This is a genomic window from Candidatus Omnitrophota bacterium (assembly GCA_028717245.1).
Lineage (GTDB): Bacteria > Omnitrophota > Gorgyraeia > Gygaellales > Profunditerraquicolaceae > JAGUYA01.
On record JAQUOD010000001.1, the window covers coordinates 1 to 23,784 of the forward strand.

The 23,784-nt window shown below is 44.9% G+C and carries 22 protein-coding genes; all 22 read left to right on the forward strand.

The genetic code is table 11. The annotated features are described in order from the left end of the window. Positions 1-194 precede the first annotated feature (194 nt). The 22 genes from PHV44_00005 (at position 195) to PHV44_00110 (ending at position 23,744) form a co-directional block, all read left to right on the forward strand. The gene (locus PHV44_00005; protein ID MDD5591664.1) at positions 195-467 is read left to right on the forward strand and encodes an integration host factor subunit beta; all 273 of its coding nucleotides are present in this window, start codon (positions 195-197) and stop codon (positions 465-467) included. An 83-nt stretch (positions 468-550) separates the two neighbouring features. After that, positions 551-1,795 carry a histidine--tRNA ligase gene (gene hisS / locus PHV44_00010; protein MDD5591665.1) on the forward strand — a complete coding sequence of 415 codons (1,245 nt, stop codon included), beginning with the start codon at positions 551-553 and terminating at the stop codon, positions 1,793-1,795. A 147-nt stretch (positions 1,796-1,942) separates the two neighbouring features. After that, complete coding sequence (aspS, locus tag PHV44_00015) at positions 1,943-3,343, forward strand: aspartate--tRNA ligase (GenBank protein ID MDD5591666.1); 1,401 nt, start codon at positions 1,943-1,945, stop codon at positions 3,341-3,343. After that, a complete protein-coding gene (locus tag PHV44_00020; GenBank protein ID MDD5591667.1) occupies positions 3,340-3,942 on the forward strand; it encodes a LysM peptidoglycan-binding domain-containing protein in 603 nt (200 codons plus the stop codon). The genes aspS and PHV44_00020 overlap by 4 nt, the downstream gene beginning before the upstream one ends. Positions 3,943-3,948: 6 nt before the next feature. After that, positions 3,949-4,908 carry a PhoH family protein gene (locus tag PHV44_00025; protein ID MDD5591668.1) on the forward strand — a complete coding sequence of 320 codons (960 nt, stop codon included), beginning with the start codon at positions 3,949-3,951 and terminating at the stop codon, positions 4,906-4,908. Next, complete coding sequence (locus tag PHV44_00030; protein ID MDD5591669.1) at positions 4,883-6,271, forward strand: HDIG domain-containing protein; 1,389 nt, start codon at positions 4,883-4,885, stop codon at positions 6,269-6,271. Before PHV44_00025 ends, PHV44_00030 begins: the two co-directional genes overlap by 26 nt. Further along, positions 6,252-6,632, forward strand: a complete 381-nt coding sequence (ybeY, locus tag PHV44_00035; GenBank protein ID MDD5591670.1) for an rRNA maturation RNase YbeY — start codon at positions 6,252-6,254, stop codon at positions 6,630-6,632. The genes PHV44_00030 and ybeY overlap by 20 nt, the downstream gene beginning before the upstream one ends. 96 nt (positions 6,633-6,728) lie before the next feature. Further along, the gene (recO, locus tag PHV44_00040; protein ID MDD5591671.1) at positions 6,729-7,496 is read left to right on the forward strand and encodes a DNA repair protein RecO; all 768 of its coding nucleotides are present in this window, start codon (positions 6,729-6,731) and stop codon (positions 7,494-7,496) included. Positions 7,497-7,604: 108 nt separating this feature from the next. Beyond that, on the forward strand, positions 7,605-8,531 hold the full coding sequence (locus PHV44_00045) for a 2-dehydropantoate 2-reductase (protein ID MDD5591672.1): 927 nt from the start codon (positions 7,605-7,607) through the stop codon (positions 8,529-8,531). A 461-nt stretch (positions 8,532-8,992) separates the two neighbouring features. After that, positions 8,993-9,490, forward strand: coding sequence for a YajQ family cyclic di-GMP-binding protein (locus PHV44_00050; protein ID MDD5591673.1), 498 nt, complete (start codon positions 8,993-8,995; stop codon positions 9,488-9,490). 9 nt (positions 9,491-9,499) lie between these two features. Continuing rightward, positions 9,500-10,318, forward strand: a complete 819-nt coding sequence (locus PHV44_00055; GenBank protein ID MDD5591674.1) for a hypothetical protein — start codon at positions 9,500-9,502, stop codon at positions 10,316-10,318. Further along, positions 10,315-12,024, forward strand: a complete 1,710-nt coding sequence (gene polX / locus PHV44_00060) for a DNA polymerase/3'-5' exonuclease PolX (protein ID MDD5591675.1) — start codon at positions 10,315-10,317, stop codon at positions 12,022-12,024. The genes PHV44_00055 and polX overlap by 4 nt, the downstream gene beginning before the upstream one ends. After that, positions 12,021-12,974, forward strand: coding sequence for an FAD:protein FMN transferase (locus tag PHV44_00065; GenBank protein ID MDD5591676.1), 954 nt, complete (start codon positions 12,021-12,023; stop codon positions 12,972-12,974). The genes polX and PHV44_00065 overlap by 4 nt, the downstream gene beginning before the upstream one ends. Further along, a complete protein-coding gene (locus PHV44_00070) occupies positions 12,958-13,782 on the forward strand; it encodes a sulfide/dihydroorotate dehydrogenase-like FAD/NAD-binding protein (protein MDD5591677.1) in 825 nt (274 codons plus the stop codon). The genes PHV44_00065 and PHV44_00070 overlap by 17 nt, the downstream gene beginning before the upstream one ends. Next, a complete protein-coding gene (mgtE, locus tag PHV44_00075) occupies positions 13,779-15,179 on the forward strand; it encodes a magnesium transporter (protein MDD5591678.1) in 1,401 nt (466 codons plus the stop codon). The genes PHV44_00070 and mgtE overlap by 4 nt, the downstream gene beginning before the upstream one ends. 1 nt (position 15,180) lies before the next feature. Then, positions 15,181-16,551: an NADPH-dependent glutamate synthase gene (gene gltA, locus PHV44_00080; GenBank protein ID MDD5591679.1), complete on the forward strand. Its 1,371-nt coding sequence runs from the start codon at positions 15,181-15,183 to the stop codon at positions 16,549-16,551. A gap of 39 nt (positions 16,552-16,590) precedes the next feature. Next, positions 16,591-17,424, forward strand: coding sequence for a 3-methyl-2-oxobutanoate hydroxymethyltransferase (gene panB / locus PHV44_00085; protein MDD5591680.1), 834 nt, complete (start codon positions 16,591-16,593; stop codon positions 17,422-17,424). Between the two features lie 6 nt (positions 17,425-17,430). After that, complete coding sequence (locus PHV44_00090; protein MDD5591681.1) at positions 17,431-18,150, forward strand: hypothetical protein; 720 nt, start codon at positions 17,431-17,433, stop codon at positions 18,148-18,150. 44 nt (positions 18,151-18,194) lie between these two features. Continuing rightward, positions 18,195-19,505, forward strand: a complete 1,311-nt coding sequence (locus PHV44_00095; protein MDD5591682.1) for a glycine--tRNA ligase — start codon at positions 18,195-18,197, stop codon at positions 19,503-19,505. Between the two features lie 75 nt (positions 19,506-19,580). Continuing rightward, positions 19,581-22,319, forward strand: coding sequence for a pyruvate, phosphate dikinase (gene ppdK / locus PHV44_00100; GenBank protein ID MDD5591683.1), 2,739 nt, complete (start codon positions 19,581-19,583; stop codon positions 22,317-22,319). A gap of 85 nt (positions 22,320-22,404) precedes the next feature. After that, positions 22,405-23,223: an RNA polymerase sigma factor RpoD/SigA gene (locus PHV44_00105; GenBank protein MDD5591684.1), complete on the forward strand. Its 819-nt coding sequence runs from the start codon at positions 22,405-22,407 to the stop codon at positions 23,221-23,223. An 8-nt stretch (positions 23,224-23,231) separates the two neighbouring features. Continuing rightward, positions 23,232-23,744 carry an adenine phosphoribosyltransferase gene (locus tag PHV44_00110; protein MDD5591685.1) on the forward strand — a complete coding sequence of 171 codons (513 nt, stop codon included), beginning with the start codon at positions 23,232-23,234 and terminating at the stop codon, positions 23,742-23,744. Positions 23,745-23,784 lie beyond the last annotated feature (40 nt).

The following is a 23,784-nucleotide window of genomic DNA, read 5'->3' on the forward strand; positions in this document are numbered from 1 at the left end:
ACTTTAAGAACGAACGCAGCCTTAACCTTTGGATATTTGGCCTTATTAAACACATAAACCTAAGGCCGATTCAACAACCTAAGAGGATGCTTCAATACGAAAGTGCGAAATAATCCTTGCACTACTATTTTTACTTTACGCTTGACAGCGTAAGTTTTTGATGTTATTATACTTACAAAATAAGGAGGTGGCTGATGACCAAGAAAGACATAATCCTGAAGGTGTCTGATGAGACTAATCTCAAGCAAATAGATGTAAAGAAGGTGGTGCAGAAGACCTTTGATTGCATTATTGAGGCATTGGTTAGAGGAGAAAAGATAGAGCTGCGTAATTTTGGCGTCTTTAAAATCAAACAGAGAAAGAGCCGTATAGGCAGGAATCCCCGCACTGGCCAGACAGTCCCTGTTCCGCCCCGCAAGGTAGTAGTTTTCAAGCCGGGTCTAGAGATAAAGAAGATGGTCAAGTAGGAAGTCTTAGGATATTCTCCCATACCCGTTTCAACCTTATATTTACATTAGGATAAGAATAAATACCGACTACTAAAATAGAGATGTTTAAGAGGATCCCCGGCACAAGAGATATTCTTCCTGAGGAAGCATTGTTTTGGCAGGAAATAGAAGAGGCCAGCCGCCGTATTTTTTCCCTCTATAATTACAAAGAGATACGCCCGCCCCTGATTGAAGAAGCGGCTTTATTCCAGCGTTCTTTGGGAGAATCTGCAGAGATAGTGCAGAAGCAGATGTTTCTTATCGAAAAAGATGAGGATGTATATGCCTTAAGGCCCGAAGGCACAGCTTCCATAGTGCGCGCCTATATTGAAAATAATTTAGATAAGACAAGTAGCCTGGCAAAGTTTTATTATATAGGCCCTATGTTCCGCAGGGAGCGGCCCCAGAAAGGGCGCTTAAGGCAATTCCACCATTTAGGCTGCGAGGCAATCGGCTCGCAGGATGCCTTTTTGGATATAGAGGCGATTTCTTTAGCCGATGTGTTACTGAAAGCCAACTCTATAGAAGGATATAAGATTAAAATTAACAGTCTTGGTTGCGCTAAAGATAAGAAAGGATTAATAGAGGTTTTACGCAAGTGCTTCAAAAGTAAACTCTCCAGCCTCTGCCTTGATTGTCACAATAGATTCCAGAATAATGTCCTGCGTATTTTAGACTGTAAAAATGAAAAGTGTATTGAGGTAATCAGAAAACTGGATATTTCGCAGGAATATCTTTGTTTAGATTGTAAAATCCATTTTGCTCAGGTAAAAGACGGGCTGGATAATTTAAAGATAAAATATCAGGTTGACCCGTATCTGGTGCGCGGCCTGGATTATTATACGCGCACCGTATTTGAGATTACGCATGATAGCTTAGGCGCGCAGAATGCCGTGGGCGCAGGCGGCAGGTATGATAAATTAATCTCAGAATTAGGCGGGCCGGATGTGGGTGCCACAGGGTTTGCCTTTGGCATAGAAAGATTGTTATTGGTGTCAAAGTGTCAAAGTGTCAAAGTGTCAGAAAAAAAATTGGTTTATATAATAACATTGGGAGAAGCGGCGAGGAAAGAGGGTCTAAAATTACTGGATAATTTACGTAAGGCTGACATTGCCGCAGATACGGACTACGAAGATAAATCCCTGAAAGGGGCGCTACGCAGGGCAAATGATTTGAAGGCACGCCATGTTTTGATTATAGGCGAAGATGAAATCAAAAGAGGCGTAGTGACTTTAAAAGATATGGTGTCGGGAGAACAAAAAGAAGTCAAGCAGGAAGATTTAATAAGAGAATTAAGGGTTGTGTAATGCGTAAAGTGTAATGTGTAATGCGGGTGTAATGCAAAAGAAAGGTGTAATGAAAAATACGAGAGAAGTTTTTCCATTACACATTGAACCGTTACACCAACATTACACCTTACACATTTAACGTTACACAGAAACATTGTTATTAAGATGTTAAGGACTCATACCTGTGGTGAACTAAACGAAAACGATATCGGCAAAGAAGTGACGCTGTGCGGCTGGGTAGCCTCAAGGCGCGACCACGGAAAACTGGTCTTTATTGATATCCGCGACCGCTGTGGGATTACCCAGGTGGTTTTTCTACCTAAAGATTACCCTGATACCTATAAGAAGGCCCAGGATTTAAGGAGTGAATTTGTGATCAAGGTATCGGGTAAGGTAAACAAAAGGCCCGAAGGCACGATAAACCCGAAATTACCCACCGGGAAAATGGAGGTCCTGGCGCAGGATTTGGAGATTTTAAACCCCAGCCTTACTCCTCCGTTTGAAATAGCAGAAGACCTAGACGTAACCGAAGAGATGCGCCTGCAATACCGCTATTTAGACTTGAGAAGAAAGAAGGTGTTTGATAATTTTATACTCAGGCACTGCCTTTATAAAGTCATCCGCGCATTTTTAGATAAGGAAGGCTTCATTGAATCCGAAACCCCCATACTGACTAAGTCTACTCCGGAGGGCGCGCGCGATTATTTAGTCCCTTCCAGGTTTAACCCGGGCAGGTTTTACGCCCTCCCGCAGTCGCCGCAATTATTCAAACAGATTCTCATGGTTTCCGGTATAGAAAGATATTACCAGATTGCCAAATGTTTTCGTGATGAGGACCTGCGCGCTGACCGCCAGCCTGAATTCACGCAGCTGGACTTAGAGATGTCTTTTATTACCGAAGAAGATATTTTTTCTCTGATGGAGGAGTTAGTTAAACTTATACTTAAAGAAACAGTAAATAAAGATATTCGCATTCCTTTCCCGCGCCTGAGCTTTAAGGAGGCGCAGGAGAAATACGGCAGCGATAAGCCGGACATAAGAAAAGAATCGGGCGCGGACATGGCTTTTGCCTGGGTAGTGGATTTTCCACTCTTTAAATATAACGCAGAGGAAAAACGCTGGGAGAGCGAACACCATCCTTTTACTGCCCCGCATCCGGATGACATGGCTCTGCTTGAGGGATCACCGGATAAGGTGAGGTCGCGTTCTTATGATTTGGTCTTAAACGGCATAGAGATAGGCTCAGGTTCAATCAGGATCCATAACCAGCAATTACAGGAGAAGATTTTTAAGATTATCGGTATAAACAAGGAAGAAGCGCATAAGCGTTTCGGGTTTCTTTTAGAGGCATTTCAGTATGGCGCCCCGCCCCATGGCGGCATCGCCATAGGCTTAGACAGGCTCCTGGCGATTTTAGCCGGGGAGACGAGTATCAGGGAAATGATTGCTTTTCCTAAGACGAGTGCAGGTTTTTGCCCTTTAACAAATGCACCTTCTGAAGTAGATGAAAAACAGTTAAAAGAATTGAATCTTGAAGTTAAGACAAAAGGAAGGAGGAACAAATGAAATTACGGCTTACGGCTTACGGCTTACGGCTTACGATGGTTATATTATTCTTATCTTTTATTTTATCCGGCTGCGTGGTCAGGACTTATCCTTTAACCAGGGATAGAGTGGATCAGGATTTAGCCAGCGGTAACCGCGGTTATCTAGCGGGCCAGGCGCCTTATGGAGAGGAGAAAGGGAAGAAGACAACCCGTACTACGCAGGTGGTAGAAATGGAGTTACATTCGCCCATAAAATTTGAGCGGATGCCTAAACCAAAATCCACGCCGGAAAAGGTGGCCGAAGAAGAAACCGTGCAGGATAGCGCTTTATGGGGTAACCGTGGCTATCTTACCAAAAATGCCGCTATGGAAGCACTAGAGGCGCCTGCAGCAAACGTAGAAAAATATCAGGTGCAAAAAGGCGACACCCTGCAGAAGATCTCCAAGAAGTTTTACGGGACCACTAAAAAATGGCAGGCAATTTACGAAGCCAACAAAGATAAACTAAAAGGCCCGAACAAGATTTATCCCGGCCAGATCATCGACGTCCCGGCGAATAACCTTAAACAGGGTGCGTCATCCGAACCCCTGAAAGAAACCCCGGAAAACCTGAAATAAGGCTGTATGGAAAAAATAATCAAGCTTAAAACCCACCAGGAAGCGCAGGGGATTTTTGGCTCGCGCGACGAAAATATCAAGGCATTAGAAAAAGAGTTTAAGGTTAAGATAGTCCTGCGGGGTGAGCATTTAAAGATTAGCGGGACATCTGTTAATATCAAAAAGGCCGCAGGCCTTATCGGATACCTTTTAGAGGCAATACGCGCGGGAAACCGTGAGTTGGGAAAAATAGACTTGCAGGCGTTGATATCGGAATTCAGCAGGCTGAAAAAGCCTGCTTCCCGGGGTATTCAGGAGGCGCATGGTGTTATCTTTTCCTCCGTCGGCAGGCAAGTGGGCCCCAAGACTCAAGGCCAGCGCGATTATGTGGAGGCAATCAGAAAACACGATATCATCTTCGGCATTGGGCCTGCCGGCACGGGAAAGACTTATTTAGCCATGGCCTGCGCAGTAGAGGCCTTAAAGAAACAGGAGGTGCGCAGGATTATTCTCACCCGTCCGGCAATTGAGGCAGGGGAATCCCTGGGGTTTTTACCCGGGGATATGTACGAAAAGATATCGCCGTATCTTCGTCCGCTTTACGACGCGTTATATGATATGATGGATGCCGAGCGCATTGAAAAATATCTGGAAACCGGGATTATTGAAGTGGCACCCTTAGCTTATATGCGCGGCAGGACCTTAAACGATGCCTTTATTATCCTGGATGAGGCGCAGAACTGCACTGCCGAGCAGATGAAGATGTTCCTGACGCGTTTAGGCTTTGATTCTAAGGTGGTAATTACCGGTGACATCACGCAGAGCGACCTGCCCGACGGTAAGCCCATCGGCCTATTGCAGGCGCAGGATATCTTAAAGGATATCGCAGGGATAAAATTTATTTATTTTACCGGGTTCGACGTGGTCAGGCACGCATTGGTGCAGAGGATTATTGAGGCTTATGATAAAGTCAGCCGTAATAAGTAGGTTAAAAACCATTATCGCATTAGCATTAATTTTTGCCTTAAGCTATATCTTAGAGGTAAACTGGATTATACCCTTGTTTCTATCCTGCATAGTGATTTATCTAAAATCCAGCCGCCTTAATTACAATCTGCTGCATTTGTCTTTATTATATGTCATTATTTTTGTGGTTAGTTATGCGGTTATCAAACAGGGCTGGCCCGCCTTTTACATACCTCTTTGCGCACTTTCTATGCTTGCGGCAATATTATTCAGCGAATTGGAACTGTCTTTATTGCTGACTTTGGCCTCTTCAATAAGCATTGCCTATCTCGCTCATGATAATTACCTGGGGATTTTATTCTTAACCAGCGGTATTTTATCCGGCATACTGGTGCGCAACGGCCGCAGGCGCAGCGTGATTATCCGTAGCGGTTTCCTCATCGGGCTTTTGCAGATGCTGATGCTCTTTTTGATTGACCGCTTTAAGATCAGTTATCCGGCGGGTTATCTTATGTTTATGCTTAACGGTATCATCTCAGGCGTGATTGTCATAGGAGTGCTGCCTATCTTTGAATATCTTTTCGGTAAGTTGACAAATATCAGTTTATTGGAATTGGCAGATTTTAACCAGCCGCTTTTACAGCGTATGGTTATGGAAGCACCGGGGACATACCACCATAGCCTGATTGTGGGTAATCTCTCGGAAGTCGCCTGTGCTGCTGTGGGCGCCAATGCGCTTTTGGCCAGGATCGGGGCGTATTACCATGATATCGGAAAACTCCAGAAGCCTGAATACTTTAGCGAAAACCAGGATATAAATGCCAACAAGCATGATACGCTCACCCCCACCATGAGTAAGCTGATAATTATGAATCACGTTAACGAAGGCATAGAATTAGCCAGGAAATATAAATTGAGCCCCCGCCTGATAGATTTCGTCAGCCAGCATCACGGGACAAGCCTGGTCTATTATTTTTACCGCAAGGCCCTGGAGAATTTAGAGGAGGACCAGCAGATAAGGGAAGAGGGGTTTCGTTATCCCGGGCCTAAGCCCAAGACTAAAGAAGCCGCTATAGTGCTTCTGGCGGACTCGGTTGAAGCAGCCACCCGGGCACTGAAAGAACCCGCTCCTGCCAATATCCAGGACTTGGTACAAAAGGTGATCAATAATAAATTCATCGACGGCCAGCTTGATGAATGTGATCTCACCTTGAAAGATTTAGATAAGATTTCTGCCATATTCATCCGTATCTTAAGCGGCATCTGCCATGCGCGTATAACCTATCCCGAAGGCCCAAAAAGTGAAAATAGCCATAAAAAATCTGCAAAAGGAAATTCCCATCACTCCCTTGATGAAAGTCAGGGTGAAAAAAGCACTTCTTAAGGCCTGTACCGCAGAAGGCCGTAAAAAACCAGGCGAAGTTACTGTCTCTTTCGTAAATGACAAGAGGATAAAGGGGATCAATTTAAAATACCTGAAAAAATCCTATCCTACTGACGTCATAGCCTTCGATTCAGGCGATAAAAAAAGGATGTTTGCGGATATTGTGATTTCAGCGGAGAGAGCCGTTGCTAACGCGCGCACTTTTAAAACCGCCCCACATTATGAATTGTATCTGTATGCTGTCCATGGGATGCTGCATCTCTTAGGTTACGACGATAAATATGCCCGGCAGAAGTTAATAATGGATAAAAAAACTACGGCAATTTTGCATAAATTAAAGATCAAACCTTCTCACTTTTAAACATTTTCCCGCCCGGCCTTCTTATATTAAGGCGGGATCCCGCTGGCGTAATTGGATTATAAAGCGGGAAAACATTTCAACATTCTAACAGAAAGCATGTCTATCCACAAAACCGAAGCTATAGTACTAAATAAGTGGGATTTCCGCGAGACATCCCTGATTGTGAATTTCTACACCCGCGAATTCGGCAAGATGAGCGGCCTGCTCAAGGGTATCAGGTTAGAGCCGGAAAAATTTGCCAGTACCCTGGAGATATTCTCTTACAATGATATTGTCTTTTATAAAAAAATCAATTCCGGGCTGCAATTGGTCTCCCAGTGCGACGTAAAAAATAACTTTGACCCCGTTAGGCAGAGTATCTCCAAGATCGGGGTAGCCAGTTTCATGGTGGAATTGGTAGACGCGGTTATGCAGCTGGAGGATAAGAATGAAGAGGTATTTAACCTGGCTTTAACCGCCTTGAATGAACTGTCAGTAAACACCAATCCCGATAAGATTATGACCATCTTTAAGATTAAGATGCTTGCCCTTTCGGGTTTTAAGCCGCATTTTGATTCCTGTGTTTCCTGCGGCGCAAGGGTTAACTCGCAGTCTAAATTCAGTTTTTCCCTGGGCGGCTTGCTTTGCCCCGGCTGTTACCGTAAGGACCTTAAGGCGCGTTCTATCTTCCGCGGGACGGTAGCTTCGGTCGTGCATATCGAAAAGAATGATTTTCGGAACAACCTTAACCTGGGGATGAATCCGCAGATTAAGAAAGAACTGGAGTTGATCCTGGATTCGTTTTTAAAATTTCATCTGGAGAAGGAATTGAAATCGCAGAAGGTGATTAATAAAATTAATAATTTCGTGCCGGCATTAAGATAGTATCAAGGTGTCAAGGTATCAGAGTGTCAAGGTTATTTTTTTTGGGTTCTATATGATACATTGACACTATGACACTTTGATACTTCGGCTCTAATCGGAGGCTATAATATGAAGATAGTGATCGTGGGCCCGGGCGCAATGGGGTGCCTTTTGGCGGGTTTTTTGTCTAAGTCAAAAGAAGAGATCTGGTTTCTGGATGAGAATAAGGAGCGCGCCGCAAAAATGCACCATAACGGTATCTCTATAGAGGGCATCTCCGGCTACTGGCAGACGCCGATTAAGGCTACGATAGATATCAAAGAAATCGGCAAGGCAGATTTGATTATTATCGCGGTTAAATCCTATGATACTAAAGAGGCAGTGGTACAGGCTAAGCCTCTGATAGGTGAGAATACGCGGGTTTTGACTTTACAGAATGGTATCGGTAATATTGAGGTTATCAGTGAAATAGCCGGGAATGAAAAGGTTATCGGCGGGGTAACTAACCTTGGCGCGACCCTGCTGGAAACAGGAAAGGTGAGGCACGCCGGGTGCGGAGAGACGGTGATTGGCCGTATCGACGGGAAAATCCCTGCAGAGATGCGCTCTATACGTGAAATTTTTAATAAAGTAGGGCTTGAGACTAGGATCTCGCGCGATATCAAAGGCCTCTTGTGGTCTAAATTAATCATTAATTCTGGGATCAACGCCTTAACAGCTATTACGCGTTTGAATAACGGCAGGTTAGTTGAATTCGAAGGCACACGCCGGATTTTGCGGGGGGCAGTTACCGAGGCCATACGTATAGCCAAGAGGAAGAGAATTAAACTTATTTATGATGACCCCCTGGCAAAGGTAGAAGCAGTCTGCGAAGCCACTGCCAGCAATGTCTCCAGCATGCTGCAGGATACCCTGAAGAAGAAACGCACGGAAATTGATTTTATCAATGGTGTGATTGTGCGCCAAGGCCAGGAGCTGGGGATACCAACACCTATAAATTCGTTGCTGGTAGATTTAGTCAAGACCATCGAGGCCAGTTATAGCTTAGCAGTCTAAAGGGACTGTCCCCGCAGATATTGAACCGATTAGAAATCAAGGGGACTGTCCCTGACAAGTTGCATTTTTTGCGGGTCCTACCGAGGCATATTTTTCGCTGCACCGTTTGCTCGCTCCAGCGAGGCTCGCTGCACTTCGGTGAAAATTCTCGCTCTCGGCAGTAAGTAGGGATAAGGCGAACCATGCCCGCTCGAATTTTCAAGATGCTGCTCAAAACATGCCTCGTCACCCGCAAAAAAAAATAGGGTCAGAATTATTTTTGAGAAAATAAATTCGAAGTTGTTTACTTAATTTTTAGCGGGTGGCTTGGTTTAGTTTCGAGTGAGTAGTTTGAAAAGGGACCCCGCGAGCGGGTGTGGGCGAGGAAAATTTGACGAGCACACACCCTAAAAGCAGGGGATAGTTTAAAGCCCCTGCGAGAAACAAGATATGATCCGCTAAACTAGGAAGAGGAGTAAATAATGGCGAATTTTTCTTTTGATATTGTTTCTGAAGTCGACCTGCAGGAGATGGATAATGCGGTAAATCAGGCGAATAAAGAGTTGTCCCAGCGCTATGATTTTAAGGGCAGCAAGGCTTCTATCGAATACGACCAGAAAGAAAAAAAGATCACTCTGGTCGCGGATAATGATTTCAAACTGCGCGCCCTTACCGATATCCTGGCTACCCGCATGGCCAAAAGAAAGATTTCCCTCAAATCCCTTAAATTTAATGAACCTGAAAAGGCCTTTCAGGGGTATCTGCGCCAGGTAGTGGAGATTTGTATGGGTATTGATAAGGAAAAGGCAAGGGAGCTGACAGGTATTATAAAAGGGCTCAGGCTTAATAAGGTGCAGACTCAGATTGAAGGGGAAAAGATAAAGGTGAGTTCGCCGAATAAAGATGATTTGCAGGCGGTTATCGCGCATTTAAGGGGCCTGGATTTTTCTATCCCGCTTGGTTTCGGTAATTATCGTTAAGCCGTTGATATGAGAAAATTTATCTTAGTATTACTTATTTTAACTGCAGGGATTATACCGGTATGGCTGGTAATGAACCAGAAGCGGGCAGCCGTAAAAAAAGAAGAGTTAGTTTGTCCGGTGAATTTAAATGCCTCCCGGGGGAAGCTTTTAGAATACTTAAGGCTCAGAAAAGATAATCTCGCTGTCAAAGAAGCGGATAAGATACTGGTTGTATGGCCCGGTGATACCTGCGCCTTATGGGCCAAGGCAGAAGTTTTTCGCCGCGCCTATAGGTTTGAAGATGCCCAAAAGTTATTAAGCCAGGTTTTGGCTGGATGCCCGCAGCATGCCCCCAGTTTAATCAGTTTAGCCTATATTAGATACCACTCCCATAAATTCTCTGAGGCATTAAAAATATTAAAACAGGTATTAAAAGAGCGGGGTCTGGATAAAGAAGATGAAGCAATGGCTTATATGCTTATCGGCAGTATTAATGCCAAAAAGGCTGCCTGCGGCGGATTATTCGCTAAGCTTGCCTATGGCATTAGGATCAAGGGATATTTTGAAAAGGCAAAAGTACTTGCCCCGGAATTACCCGAGGTGCATTTGGGGTTAGGTACATTTTGTTTATTGGCGCCGAAGATAGCAGGAGGGGACGTAGATAAAGCGATTGAAGAGTTAGAATACGCAGTTAACTTAGCGCCGGATTTTGCTACTGCCAACGCGCGCCTGGCCCAGGCATACTGGATTAAAGGGGATTCTAGAAAGTACGACCTTTATTTAAAAAAGGCAAAAGACCTTGATCCCGAGAATGAAGTAGCCAGAGAAATCGAAGAATCCTTATGAAGAACTTAGAGGTCAGCGCGGTATTCCGCGAGATTGCCAAGATATTAGAGATAAAAGGCGGTAATCCTTTTCGCATACGCGCCTATGAGCGGGCAGCGCAGAATATCGAAGGCCTTAGCGAAGATATAGAAGATTTTATCCGTGATGGCCGGCTCAGCGAGATTCCCGGGATTGGCAAGGATTTATCTGAAAGGATAAAAGAGTTTGTCAAGACCGGCAGGATAAAAATATATGAGGATTTGAAAAAGAGTATACCTAAGGGCCTTTTGGATTTATTGAATATCCCTTCTGTAGGGCCGAAAACGGCTAAACTTTTATATGATGAGCTGAGGATAAAAAATATTTTAGACTTAGAGCGGGCTATAAAAAAGGATAGGTTGCAGGGGCTCTTTGGTATTAAAGAAAGGACTATTGAGAATATTTCTAAGGGCATTGAGCTTTTAAAAAGAGGCAGAGAGCGGATGACTTTAGGGCAGGCTGAGGTTATCGCTGAGGAATTTATCCGGGCATTAAAAGTTTTGCCGCAAGTTAAAAAGATATCTCCTGCCGGAAGCCTCAGGCGCCAAAAAGAGACAGTGCGCGATATCGATATCCTGGTTGAGGCAGATAAGCCCAAGAAGATTATGGATACCTTTACGAGCCTGCCGGCCGTAAGTGAAATCCAGGCCAAAGGCAAGACCAAGTCTTCGGTACGCACAAGGCATGATGTGCAGGTAGACTGCCGCGTGGTAGAAAAAAAATCTTTCGGAGCAGCGCTCTTATATTTTACCGGCTCAAAAAATTTTAATATTAAACTAAGGCAGATAGCCATCAGGAAGGGCTTGAAGATAAATGAATACGGGATTTTCCGTAAGAATAAATTCGTTGCCGGTTCGACCGAAGAAGAAATATTTAAGGCCCTTGGCATGCCTTATATCGAGCCGGAATTAAGAGAGGATGGCGGGGAGATAGAACTGGCGCAGAAATTCCAGTTACCCCGCTTGATAGAATTAAAGGACATCAAAGGGGACCTGCACGTACATTCCAGTTGGTCAGACGGAGTCAATAGCATTGAAGAAATGGCAGAGGCCGCAAGAAAAAGAAGTTATGCCTACATTGCCATTACCGACCACTCCCAGGGTTTAAAAGTAGCGGGGGGCTTACGCATTACGGATTTAAAGAAGAAGAAAAAAGAAATAGAGCAGTTGAATAAAAAATTGAAGAATTTCCGGGTATTGTACGGCACAGAAGTAGATATAGATTCTAATGGAAAACTGGATTATAAAGATGAGGTTTTAAGAGAATTTGACATAGTCGTAGCAGCCATTCACAGCGGCTTTAAAGAGTCAAAATCACAATTGACCAGAAGAATGGTGAGGGCCTGTGAAAATAAATATGTGCATATCATTGCGCATCCTACAGGCAGGCTCTGGGGAGTGCGCGAGGCTTACGATATAGACTTGGATGAGCTATTTAATGCTGTCAGGGACACAAATACGCATTTTGAAATAAATTCTTTTCCGCAGAGGATGGATTTGAATGACTCAAACTGCCGCCGGGCTAAAAAAATAGGGATAAAGCTGGCCTTGTGCACAGATGCGCATACCTTTGAGCAGTTGGAGAATATGCAGCTAGGCATATCGGTAGCCCGCCGCGGCTGGCTCTCGCGCGAGGATGTAATTAATACCTTGCCGCTTGAAAAGCTATTGGAAACGATAAAGAAATGAAGAAAAGCTATCAGAGAAAAACTATTTTATTGGTTATTGGTTATTGGTTATTGGTTATTGGATTATGTGGTTGTCAGAATAAGCAACTACATAAAGACAGCCGCGTAATGATGGGGACGTATGTGGAAGTAATCTCCCCGGATAAAGAGGCAGCCGATATTGTTTTTAATGAAATCAAAAGAGTCGAAGGCCTTTTAAGCAAATATAAAGAAGACAGCGAAATCTCACGGCTCAATAGGTTAGGCGAACTAAGGGTTAGCCAGGAGACTTTTTATATTTTAGAGAAGGCGAAAGAATTCTGGCAGGTTAGTGACGGCGCCTTTGATGTTACAATAGGGCCGTTGGTAGACCTCTGGGGTTTTACGGATAAGAAATTTTCCTTTCCGGAAAAAGAAAAAATCGAAGATGCGCTCGCTAAAGTAGGCTTTGAGAAAATTATTTTGCATCCTGATGATAATGTGGTAAAATTTAAACTTTATGGTATGAGATTAGACTTAGGCGCCGTTGCCAAAGGTTATGCCGTGGATTGCGCAGTAAGAAAGTTAAGGGCGTGCGGGATTAAAAGTTGTTTGATAAATGCCGGAGGCCAAATCTATTGCTTAGGGGATAACTCCGGCCGGCCCTGGAAGGTGGCAATACAGGATCCGCGCTCGCCGGGATTCAAGGAATACCTAGAATTACACGATCAGGCAGTAGCCACTTCCGGTGATTATGAACAGTATTTTATGCATCAAGGGGAGCGTTACGCGCATATCCTCAATCCTAAAACAGGATACCCGGCAGATTCCGGAGTGGTCTGTGTAACCGTGATTGCGCCGGATGGTTTGACTGCTGATGCCTTAGCGACTTCAATATTTGTTTTGGGTAAAGATAAAGGTTTAAAATTAGCGCAAAGGTTTAATCAGGTAATAGTTGAGGTAACCGAAGAAAAAGATGTACCGCATAATTAATAAGCAGGAATTAGCTCAGGATGTCACCCAGATTACGCTTACGGCCGCTCAGATAGCCAAAAAAGCCCAGGCCGGACAATTTGTGGTTGTAGTCATCGATGAGAAGGGCGAGCGCGTACCTTTAACTTTAGCAGACTGGGATAAAGATAAGGGGCAGATTACCCTGATTTTCCAGAAAGTCGGTTTTACTACGAAAAAATTAGGCGCGCTTAATCCGGGAGATTCAGTGCAGCATATCTTAGGGCCGCTTGGGCATCCGACGCAGGCTAAAAATTTAGGGACGGTTATTTGTATAGGCGGAGGCGTGGGTATCGCCGAAGTCTATCCGGTCTCGCGCGCATTTAAGGAAACGGGTAACCGTATCATCGGTATAATCGGCAGCCGCAGCAAGGAATTATTGATCCTGGAAGATAAGATGCGTAAGGTATGCGATGAGCTGTTTATTACTACTGACGACGGCTCTTATCAGCGTAAGGGATTAGTTACTGATGTCTTAAAAGGATTATTTGAGGTAGTAGAAAAATCCACGCATACTAAATATCCGGATTTAGTTTATTGTATCGGCCCCGTCCCGATGATGCAGGCGGTTTCAGAATTTACCCGGCCTTATAGGGTTAAAACCATCGTCAGCCTTAATCCGGTAATGGTGGATGCCACGGGCATGTGCGGCTCCTGCCGTTGCACCGTGGCGGGGAAAACCGTATTCGGCTGCGTGGACGGCCCGGACTTTGACGGCCATGAAGTGGATTTTGAGGAATTAGGAAAAAGGCTGAAGCTGTTTTGGGAGCAAGAAAGAAAGCTATCATGAGAAATCTATTACATAAAAATATGGATATTTTTGCTTTAATTTTACCTGAAATAAGGGAGTTTATCCAGAATAAGGATTTTAACGGCCTGAAGGCCTCGCTAAGAAGCATACATTCCATAGACCTTGCCGAAGGTTGGAGGCACTTAGAGCCGGGTGAAAAGATAATCGTATTTAAATTACTCGGTACCAAGAAGGCAGTAGAGGTTTTTGAAAATTTAAGGCTATCCGAACAGGCATATATCTTGAATAACCTGGACAATGCGGAAGCCACCCAGATTATCCATGATATGGCCCCTGATGAAAGAGCCGACCTTTTTAAGGAATTGCCGGGCAAGATCCTGAGGAAACTCTTTGCCATGATCAACAAAGAAGAGGCAAGGGACGTAAGAAACCTTATGGAGTATAAAGAAGGGACGGCAGGAAGTTTAATGACCACGGAATTCGTGGAGTTAAAGAAGGATATGACGGCCAGGCAGGCGATACTTACCATTCAGGAAAATCTGCACGCCGAGCATCGGGAGAATATATATTCGGTTTTTGTCACCGATGAAAATCATAAATTAATAGGAAGCATATCGTTACAGGATTTATTAAAGGCACCGCCGGATATACTGGTTAAGGATATTATGGGCAGCGTAGAATTAATCAAAATTTATGTGGGTAGGGACACAAAAGAAGTCGCGAACTGGTTTAAAAAATACGACCTGCTGGATGCGCCGGTGGTTGATAAGGAGAATGCGCTTTTAGGCATAATTACGGTAGACGACATTGTCGAGTCAATTGAAAGGCAGAGCACAAAGGATATCTATGAAATCGGCAAGATGGATGCCAAGGGCGGCGAAATAATCAGCTATGCCCGGGCAACTACCGTAGACTTAGTCAAGAGGCGCGCGGGATGGCTGATACTGTTGTTAATATTTGATTTTTTAACCGGGACGGTCCTGAAAACTTTTGAGCATAGTTTGAGTTCGGTAGTGGCCTTGGCTTTTTTCATACCTATGCTATTGGATACAGGAGGCAATGCCGGGGCGCAAACTTCAATTACAATTATCAGGGGCCTGGCTACAGGAGATGTTAACCTGAGGAACATTACCAAAATTATAAAATTAGAGTTTTTAGCCGCGTTATTAATGGGCATTATTGTAGGCGGCGTAGCTTTTGGCAGGGCCTTTCTCCTGCAGAGGGACTTCTCTATTGCCATTACGGTAGGGATAACTATGCTGTTTATTGCTATCCTCGCGATTGCTACGGGAATATTCCTGCCGTTAGCTTCTAAAAAAGTCGGCCTTGACCCTGCTGTATTAGCCGGCCCGATAACCACCAGTATTGTTGACGTGGTCGGATTGATTATTTACTTTAAGGTAGCGCAGATGTTTATCCCGGCATTAAGGTTTTAGGATGCGTAAAAAAGTGCCTCAACAACCAGCCAAAGAACGTATTAAGAATTTTTTTGAAGTCTCTTTGGGTTTTTCTCAGGAAGAAGCCGAGAAAGAAGCCATCCGCTGCCTCCAGTGCAAGAATCCACCCTGTAGAAAAGGCTGCCCCGTAGAAATCGATATCCCGGCATTTATTAAGTTGATAAAAGAAGGTAAACGCAAAGAGGCATTGGCCAAAATAAAAGAGAAGAATAATTTACCGGCTATATGCGGCCGGGTCTGTCCCCAGGAAGACCAGTGCGAGGCAGTTTGTATTTTGAATAAGAAGAAGATCCCTATAAATATCGGGGCATTGGAAAGGTATGCTGCGGATTATGAACTAGTCGCTAGTCGTTTGTCGCTAGTCGTTAGTAAAGATAAACCAACGACCAAAATTGCGGTAGTGGGTTCTGGTCCGGCGGGCCTGACCTGTGCGGCAGATTTAGCCAAAATGGGTTATCAAGTTACGCTTTTTGAGTCTTTGCATTTAGCCGGAGGCGTGCTGATATATGGCATACCGGAGTTTCGGCTGCCCAAAAAAATAGTCCGCAGTGAAGTGGAGTATATCGGGAGTTTAGGCGTAGAGATAAAGACAGATACATTAGTCGGGAATACCTTTAGTATCGAGGATTTATTCAAAGAGGAATTTAAGGCCATATTTATTGCCACAGGTGCAGGCCTGCCGCAATTCTTAGGGATACCGGGTGAGAATTTAGGCCGGGTTTATTCGGCGAATGAATTTTTAACACGGGTTAATTTGATGAAGGCCTGCCAATTCCCTGAGTACGCTACGCCCATTAATATAGGTAGGAAGGCGGCAGTTATCGGCGGAGGGAATGTGGCTTTTGATTGCGCCAGGGTTGCCTTAAGGTTGGGTAGGGAAGTTACCTTAGTTTACCGCCGCACGGAAAACGAGATGCCTGCCCGTCGGGAAGAGATTGAGAACGCCAAAGACGAGGGTATACCTTTTAAGGTATTGACTCAGCCGGTGAAGATAATAGGCGATGGTAAGGGGTTTGTAGGCGGGTTAGAATGTATTAAAATGGAATTAGGCGAGCCTGACTCTTCAGGTAGAAGAAGGCCAATACCGCTTAAAAATTCCAATTTCGTTTTGGACGTGGATACGGTAGTTGTGGCTATCGGACAGAATCCCAATCCGCTATTACCCCGGGTTACCAAGGGCTTAAAGACGACCGAAGAAGGGGCAATTCAGGTAGATGAAAATTTTATGACGTCTATCCCGGGAGTATTTGCCGGAGGAGATATTATTAGCGGCGCAGCTACGGTTATTTCGGCAATGGGCGCCGGTAAAAAAGCCGCCGTGGCCATGGATAAATATATTAAAAATCAGTAACTAGTAAACTCGTAACTAGTAATTTTAGAGGTTAATCCTATGGAAGAGAAAAAAATAACGATACAGGAGATATTATCTTTAAAGGGGAAGCGTAAACTTACCATGCTTACTGCCTATGATTATCCCCTGGCATCTTTAGTGGATAGGGCGGGGATAGATATGATTCTGGTAGGCGATTCAGTAGCTAATGTGGTCTTAGGATTAGATTCTACCACTAAGGTGGGCATGGCAGAGATGTTGCATCATGCCAAGGCCGTAACCCGCGCAGTAAAACACGCCTTGGTCATCGGCGATATGCCTTATGAATCTTATCAGATAAATCCCCGGGAATCAGTTAAGAATGCCAGGCGTTTTATTGATGAGGCAAAATGCGATGCCGTAAAATTAGAATGGTTCGACCAGTGCCTGGAGGTAACAGAGGAAATCATCAAGTCAGGTATTGCGGTTATGGGGCATATCGGTTTGACCCCGCAGACTGCGGATAAATTGGGCGGGTTTAAGGTGCAGGGTAAAGACGCAGAACATGCCAGGCGCTTAATTGAGCAGGCTAAGGCGTTAGAGAAACTGGGTTGTTTTTCTCTGGTCCTTGAATGCGTGCCGGATAAAATCGCAGAGATGATTACCCAAAAAATAAAAATTCCCACCGTCGGTATCGGTGCGGGTATAAATTGCGACGGCCAGGTCCTGGTTACTCATGATATGCTTGGGCTATTTGAACGTTTTACGCCTAAATTCGTGAAAAAATATATCAATTTATCCCCGATGATCCTGCAGGCGTTTATAGATTATAAAGAAGAAGTTTTGGCCGGGGAATTTCCCACTAAAGAGCACAGCTTTACTATAAAAGAAGAAGAATTGAAAAAATTGAGTTAAGAGGCGATGAAAAAAAATAGAATCGTAAAATTTATTACGCTGGGCGTTGTCTTGTTGCTCGCTTTATTATTCGTGGCGCGATTCGGCGGGCCATCTATTTTAAGGCTGTATCTTGAAACCGGTATAGGTAACTGTAAGAAGATCCCTATCTTATGTATGGCGCCGCAGGAGGGGGTAGTTGAGCTGGATATCAATAAGGAATATTTTGCGGAATTACACCCCTATAAGTTTCCTAAAGCGACCATCGCCGTGCCAACGGGTTTTGACGTCATCCAGGAAACCATTAAGAAGGTTTACTATAAAAAAAAGAAGAGCCCTCATCCGGGAGCTGCAGTTTACCTTCTCTATGAACCCCCTAATTTTTTTATAGAGCTGTTCCCCCAGTTAAAGAAGCAGGGGATAAATAACAACTACGCATTCATAAAACACCTGATGTATGCCCAACTGCAAAATACCAGAAACCTCACCGACACCTTCTTTGTGATTATGAAGAGCATCTTCACCCCGGATTTAGGCGACCAGAATAGGGTGAATATGGTGCAATTCAAGCTTGCGGATAAGAAGGGTTTTATTAATTATAACCTGGCTGGCTCCGATAACTATTTTGACTGTAATGTAGTGAGCAACGAAGGCGATTTTTTCAAGATTTATATCAGAGACAATGGCGCAACACTGGATTTAAATCAAGTGCTGGCAATTATTTCCATGACCGACAAGATAAGCTGAATTCGCTTGACTTTTGGGCGGAATTAGGATAAATATAAAAGTCTATGGCTAAAAATGAGAATTTAATGGAGAAAATTGTTTCCCTGTGCAAGCGCCGGGGTTTTATCTTCCAGTCCTCTGATATTTACGGGGGCTTGAGCAATACCTGGGATTACGGCCCCTACGGCGTAGAATTAAAGAATAATGTCAAGCGTGCCTGGTGGCGCTCCTGCGTATACCAGCGCGACGATATCTTCGGCATGGATGCGGCGATATTAATGCATCCTAAGGTCTGGGAGGCATCCGGCCACGTAGCGAATTTCTTTGATTTAAAGAGCGATTGCCGCAAATGCAAGAAACGTTTTAAGGTTGCGGATCTAAAGGATACGAAGAAGTGTCCGGAATGCGGCGGAGAGTTAACCGAGGCACGGCCATTTAACCTGATGTTTAAGACGCATCAAGGCCCGGTAGAAGACAGCGAAAACATAGTCTATTTAAGGCCGGAGACCGCACAGGGGATGTTTGTGAATTTTCTGAATATCCTAGATTCAAAACACCCTAAGCTTCCTTTTGGCTTAGCGCAAATCGGCAAGGCCTTCCGTAATGAAATTACGCCCGGGAATTTCACCTTCAGGACCCGCGAATTTGAACAGATGGAGATAGAATATTTTACGCATCCCTCCCAGTCGGACGATAAGCTGAAAGAGTGGATAGAATACCGCTTTAACTGGTATTTTAATTTAGGCCTCAGAAAAGAGAATTTAAGGAAGAGGCCGCATACAAAGGATGAACTGGCGCATTATGCTAAAGCCTGCACAGACATAGAATATAATTTTCCCTTTGGTTGGAGCGAATTAGAGGGGATCGCTAACCGCACGGATTTTGATTTAAAACAGCACGCTAATACCAGCGGCAAGGATTTGCAGTATTTTGATGAAACTAACAAAGAAAAGTTTTATCCTTACATCATCGAGCCTTCAGGCGGAGTGGACCGGAGCGTATTGGCTTTTTTAGTGGATGCCTATAGCGAAGAAAAAGTAAAAGACGAAACGCGCGTAGTTTTAAGGTTGCACCGGGATTTGGCACCGATGAAAGTAGCAGTCCTGCCTCTTTTAAAGAACAGGCCCGAGATTGTAGAATTGGCGAAGAAGATAGCGCAGGATTTAAAAAAATGTTTTGTGACCGTCTATGATGATACCGGCAGTATCGGCAAACTTTACCGCCGGCAGGATGAGGTAGGCACACTTTACTGCGTTACCATAGACGTGCAGTCGCTGGAGGATAAGCAGGTTACCGTACGCGATAGGGATACGATGTTGCAGGATAGGATTTCCATAGATAAGTTAAAAGAATACCTCAAAGAGAAGTTAAGTTAGTTTGAATGTTTTAATGTTTAAAAGTTCTAAAGTTTAAAAACTTTTAGTAAAAGAAAGGGAGGGTTTTCAAAAGCAATGGCAAAAAAATACGTTTACTTCTTTGGAGGGGCAAAGGCAGACGGAAACGAAAGCATGAAGAATCTCCTGGGTGGAAAAGGCGCTAACCTCGCGGAGATGGCAGGTAGTAAGGATTTACGTCTTCCCGTACCGCCGGGTTTTAGCATTACCACCGAGGTTTGCATATATTATTATAAGAATAGAAAGACTTATCCCAAAGGCCTGAAAGAAGAAGTCAACAAGGCCTTAGAGAGAGTGGAGAAGCTGATGGGTAGAAAATTCGGTGACCCGGATAATCCGCTTTTAGTTTCCGTGCGTTCGGGCGCGCGTAAATCCATGCCCGGGATGATGGAGACAGTATTAAACGTGGGTTTAACCGAGGAGACCATACCCGGGTTAATCAAACAGAGCGCAGGCAACAGCCGTTTTGTCTATGATGCCTACCGCAGGCTGATTATGATGTATTCCGACGTGGTGATGGAGAAGGCCTCCGGCATAGAGCCAAAAGATGAAGAGGGTATCCGTAAACAGCTGGAAAAAATTATGGCCCAGATGAAGAAAGAAAAGGGCTATACCCTGGATACGGATTTGACCGGCGATGACTTAAAAAAACTCTGCGCTTTATTTAAAGTGAGGATAAAGGAAGTGCTCAAAAAAGATTTTCCCGACGATCCCGATGAGCAGTTGTGGGGAGGGATAGGAGCAGTATTCTCCTCCTGGAACGGCAAGCGCGCAGTGAGCTACCGCCGTATAGAGGGTATCCCCGATGAGTGGGGCACAGCCGTAAATGTCCAGACCATGGTTTTCGGCAATATGGGCACAGATTCGGCAACCGGCGTTGCCTTTACCCGCAATCCGGGAAACGGAGAAAATAAATTTTACGGCGAATATCTGATTAATGCGCAGGGCGAGGACGTAGTCGCCGGTATCCGCACCCCAGCACCCATAAACGAATATTCAACATCAGAGCATAATAAAGATTTGGTGACCTTGGAAAAAGCAATGCCTAAGATTTATCAGGAGCTCTTTGACATTCAGGAGCGCCTGGAAAAACATTACCGCGATATGCAGGATATTGAGTTTACCATAGAAAAGGGCCGGCTCTTTATGTTGCAGTGCCGCGTGGGAAAACGTAATGGCCCGGCAGCCGTACGCATGGCCCTGGATATGTTAAAAGAAAAATTAATCAAAAAGGAAGAGGCGGTGGTGCGGGTAACTCCTGCACAATTAGATGAATTGTTACATCCTATCATTGACCCTAAAGCGGAGCTGACCCATAAACCCCTGGCCAGGGGTTTACCGGCAGGCCCGGGTGGCGCAAGCGGGCAGATAGTATTCTCCGCGCATGATGCCGTAGAATGGGCCAAGCAGGGCAAGAGAGTCATTTTGGTGCGCGAAGAGACTAACCCCGAAGACGTAGAAGGTATGCGCGCTGCACAGGCAATCCTTACTGCGCGCGGCGGGATGACTTCGCACGCGGCGTTGGTAGCGCGCGGCTGGGGCAAATGTTGTATCGTCGGCTGCAGCAGCCTGCACATTGATTATGCCAAAAAAGAATTGCACGTAGACAATAAAGTCTTTCAGGAGGGCGCCTGGGTGACCTTAAACGGCACCAAGGGCAATCTCTATGAGGGTAAGCTGCCGATGATGGACGCGACCGAGAAGAATGATGTATTGATGAGTTTCTTAAAGATTTGCGTTTCTCTTAAAAAGTTAGGCGTGCGCACCAATGCCGATACGCCCGAAGATGCGGCAAAGGCCCGTCAGTTCGGAGCAGAGGGTATCGGCCTTTTCCGCACTGAACATATGTTTTATGGGAAGGGTTCGGAAGAGCCCTTATTCAGGCTGCGTAAAATGATTGTTTCTAATAATGAAACAGAGCGGCGTAAGGCCCTGGATGAACTATTCCCCTATGTCAAGAAAGACATTAAGGGCACGCTTGAGGCCATGGATGGTTTACCTGTGGTCATCCGGCTGCTTGACCCGCCTTTGCATGAGTTTGTCCCCCGCGAGCAGGCGAAATTAGAGCAGCTTGCCCGGGATTTAAATATCACTATGCAAGAACTCTCCCGGAGGGCCGACGCCCTGCATGAATCTAATCCCATGATGGGCCACAGGGGTGTGCGTTTAGGCGTTACTTATCCGGAAGTAAGTGAAATGCAGATCCGGGCTATTTTCGAAGCCGCCGCAGAATTACTTAAGGAAGGCAAAAAACCCTATCCTGAAATAATGGTGCCGGTAGTCTGCGATGTCAAAGAACTAAACGATCAGCTAGCCATTGCCAAGAAAATTTATCAGGAGGTTTTGAGCAAGTATAACCTTAAAAAAATCAGGCATATGTTCGGCACGATGATTGAGATTCCGCGCGCCTCCATTGTCGCGGATAAATTAGCTCAAGTAGCCGAGTTTTTCTCATTCGGCACCAATGATATGACCCAGATGGGTTTTGGTTTTTCGCGCGATGATATCGGCGGTTTCCTGCCGGAATATATCAAGAAGGGTATACTTCCCGAGGATCCTTTCCAGAGCATTGACCAGGAGGGGATCGGGGAATTAATTAAGATCGGCATTGAGCGCGGCCGCAAAACACGCAAGGATTTAGAAGTAGGCATCTGCGGAGAGCACGGCGGCGAACCGCGTTCAGTAGAATTCTGCCATCGCGTAGGCATGGATTACGTAAGTTGTTCGCCTTTTCGGGTCCCTATTGCAACGTTAGCGGCAGCGCAGGCCGCGTTGAAAGAAAAAAATACGAGATAGTATCAAAGTGTCATGTATCAAAGTATCAATGTCTTAAAGTTTTTCTTTGACACTCTGACACTTGACACTCTGACGCCAAAAAACAATGGAAGCCTTAAAAACTTACCTTAAGGAAATCAGGGTCATACCTTTATTGACTGCCGAGGAAGAAATAAAATTGAGCCGGCGGATAAAAAAAGGCGATGAGCAGGCGCGCAAGGCCATGATCCGCGCCAACCTGCGCCTGGTGATTAACATCGCCAAAAGATACATGTATCTGGGCACGCCGTTTTTAGATTTGATTGAAGAAGGCAATCTCGGCCTGATGAAGGCAGTGGACAAATTTAATCCGCGTAAGGGTTTTCGTTTTTCTACTTATGCTGCCTGGTGGATTAAACAGGCGATTATGCGCTCGATTATGGAACAGGGCAAGATCATCCGCATACCTGTTTATATGAATGAAATGATTGCCAAATGGAAAAAAACCAGCGAGCGGTTATCCCAGAAACTAAAACGTATACCTACCGACGCGGAGATTGCCAAAAGGATTAAGCTCTCCAAGGATAAGGTAGAGCAGATAAATTTCTGGCTCTCCGCCACCACTTCTTCTCTGGAGGCGCCCGTAGGAGAAGAAGGAGAAGGCCAGTTTTCGGATCTGTTAGAGGACCAGAATGCCGTATCCCCGGATTCGGGGATTGAACATTTCCTGGATAAAGAAAGAATACGTAACCTTTTAGGCGTGGTGACCAATAAAAGGGAGAGAGAAGTCCTGGAACTGCGTTTTGGCTTAATAGACGGTAAGAGGCAGACACTGGCAGAAGTAGCCAGAAAATTAGGGGTCTCCCGCGAAAGGGTCAGGCAAATAGAGGAAGAGGCCCGAAAAAAATTAAAGCGGTTCATCCAGCAACAGGAGAAAGAATTATGAGCAAAAAAATAAACTTGAAAAAATGCATCCGTAACGTCCCGGATTTTCCCAGGGCCGGAATACTTTTCTATGATATCACTACGCTGCTTAACGATAAAAAGGCCTTTTGTTTGGCAGTTGATTCTTTAGCCGCTAAATATAAAAGTAAGAAGATAGATAAAGTAGCGGCAGTAGAAGCAAGGGGATTTATCTTCGGGGGCGTAGTGGCGCATAAATTAGGCGTGGGTTTTGTGCCGGTGCGTAAACCCGGTAAACTCCCCTGGAAGACCAATTCCGCAAGCTATTCCTTAGAATACGGCACCGATACCTTAGAGATGCATCGTGATGCTATCAAAAAGGGAGAGAGGGTTTTGATCGTAGATGACCTTTTAGCTACAGGCGGCACAGTAAAAGCGGTGACGGAGTTAGTTAAACAACTGCAGGGTAAAATCGCGGGCATTGCCTTTTTAATTGAGCTGGTAGATTTAAAAGGCAGGGATAAATTAAAGGGTTATCCGGTTTATTCGCTGCTTAAATATTGATTTAGTCGTCACTTATCAGATTAATTAACTAACGACTAAA

Excerpts from the sequence above, each read along its gene's own strand:
- PHV44_00005 (MDD5591664.1), top strand. The coding sequence starts at position 195 with ATGACCAAGAAAGACATAATCCTGAAGGTGTCTGATGAGACTAATCTC.
- hisS (MDD5591665.1), top strand. The coding sequence starts at position 551 with ATGTTTAAGAGGATCCCCGGCACAAGAGATATTCTTCCTGAGGAAGCA.
- aspS (MDD5591666.1), top strand. The coding sequence starts at position 1,943 with ATGTTAAGGACTCATACCTGTGGTGAACTAAACGAAAACGATATCGGC.
- PHV44_00020 (MDD5591667.1), top strand. The coding sequence starts at position 3,340 with ATGAAATTACGGCTTACGGCTTACGGCTTACGGCTTACGATGGTTATA.
- PHV44_00025 (MDD5591668.1), top strand. The coding sequence starts at position 3,949 with ATGGAAAAAATAATCAAGCTTAAAACCCACCAGGAAGCGCAGGGGATT.
- PHV44_00030 (MDD5591669.1), top strand. The coding sequence starts at position 4,883 with ATGATAAAGTCAGCCGTAATAAGTAGGTTAAAAACCATTATCGCATTA.
- recO (MDD5591671.1), top strand. The coding sequence starts at position 6,729 with ATGTCTATCCACAAAACCGAAGCTATAGTACTAAATAAGTGGGATTTC.
- PHV44_00045 (MDD5591672.1), top strand. The coding sequence starts at position 7,605 with ATGAAGATAGTGATCGTGGGCCCGGGCGCAATGGGGTGCCTTTTGGCG.
- PHV44_00050 (MDD5591673.1), top strand. The coding sequence starts at position 8,993 with ATGGCGAATTTTTCTTTTGATATTGTTTCTGAAGTCGACCTGCAGGAG.
- PHV44_00055 (MDD5591674.1), top strand. The coding sequence starts at position 9,500 with ATGAGAAAATTTATCTTAGTATTACTTATTTTAACTGCAGGGATTATA.
- polX (MDD5591675.1), top strand. The coding sequence starts at position 10,315 with ATGAAGAACTTAGAGGTCAGCGCGGTATTCCGCGAGATTGCCAAGATA.
- PHV44_00065 (MDD5591676.1), top strand. The coding sequence starts at position 12,021 with ATGAAGAAAAGCTATCAGAGAAAAACTATTTTATTGGTTATTGGTTAT.
- PHV44_00070 (MDD5591677.1), top strand. The coding sequence starts at position 12,958 with ATGTACCGCATAATTAATAAGCAGGAATTAGCTCAGGATGTCACCCAG.
- mgtE (MDD5591678.1), top strand. The coding sequence starts at position 13,779 with ATGAGAAATCTATTACATAAAAATATGGATATTTTTGCTTTAATTTTA.
- gltA (MDD5591679.1), top strand. The coding sequence starts at position 15,181 with ATGCGTAAAAAAGTGCCTCAACAACCAGCCAAAGAACGTATTAAGAAT.
- panB (MDD5591680.1), top strand. The coding sequence starts at position 16,591 with ATGGAAGAGAAAAAAATAACGATACAGGAGATATTATCTTTAAAGGGG.
- PHV44_00090 (MDD5591681.1), top strand. The coding sequence starts at position 17,431 with ATGAAAAAAAATAGAATCGTAAAATTTATTACGCTGGGCGTTGTCTTG.
- PHV44_00095 (MDD5591682.1), top strand. The coding sequence starts at position 18,195 with ATGGCTAAAAATGAGAATTTAATGGAGAAAATTGTTTCCCTGTGCAAG.
- ppdK (MDD5591683.1), top strand. The coding sequence starts at position 19,581 with ATGGCAAAAAAATACGTTTACTTCTTTGGAGGGGCAAAGGCAGACGGA.
- PHV44_00105 (MDD5591684.1), top strand. The coding sequence starts at position 22,405 with ATGGAAGCCTTAAAAACTTACCTTAAGGAAATCAGGGTCATACCTTTA.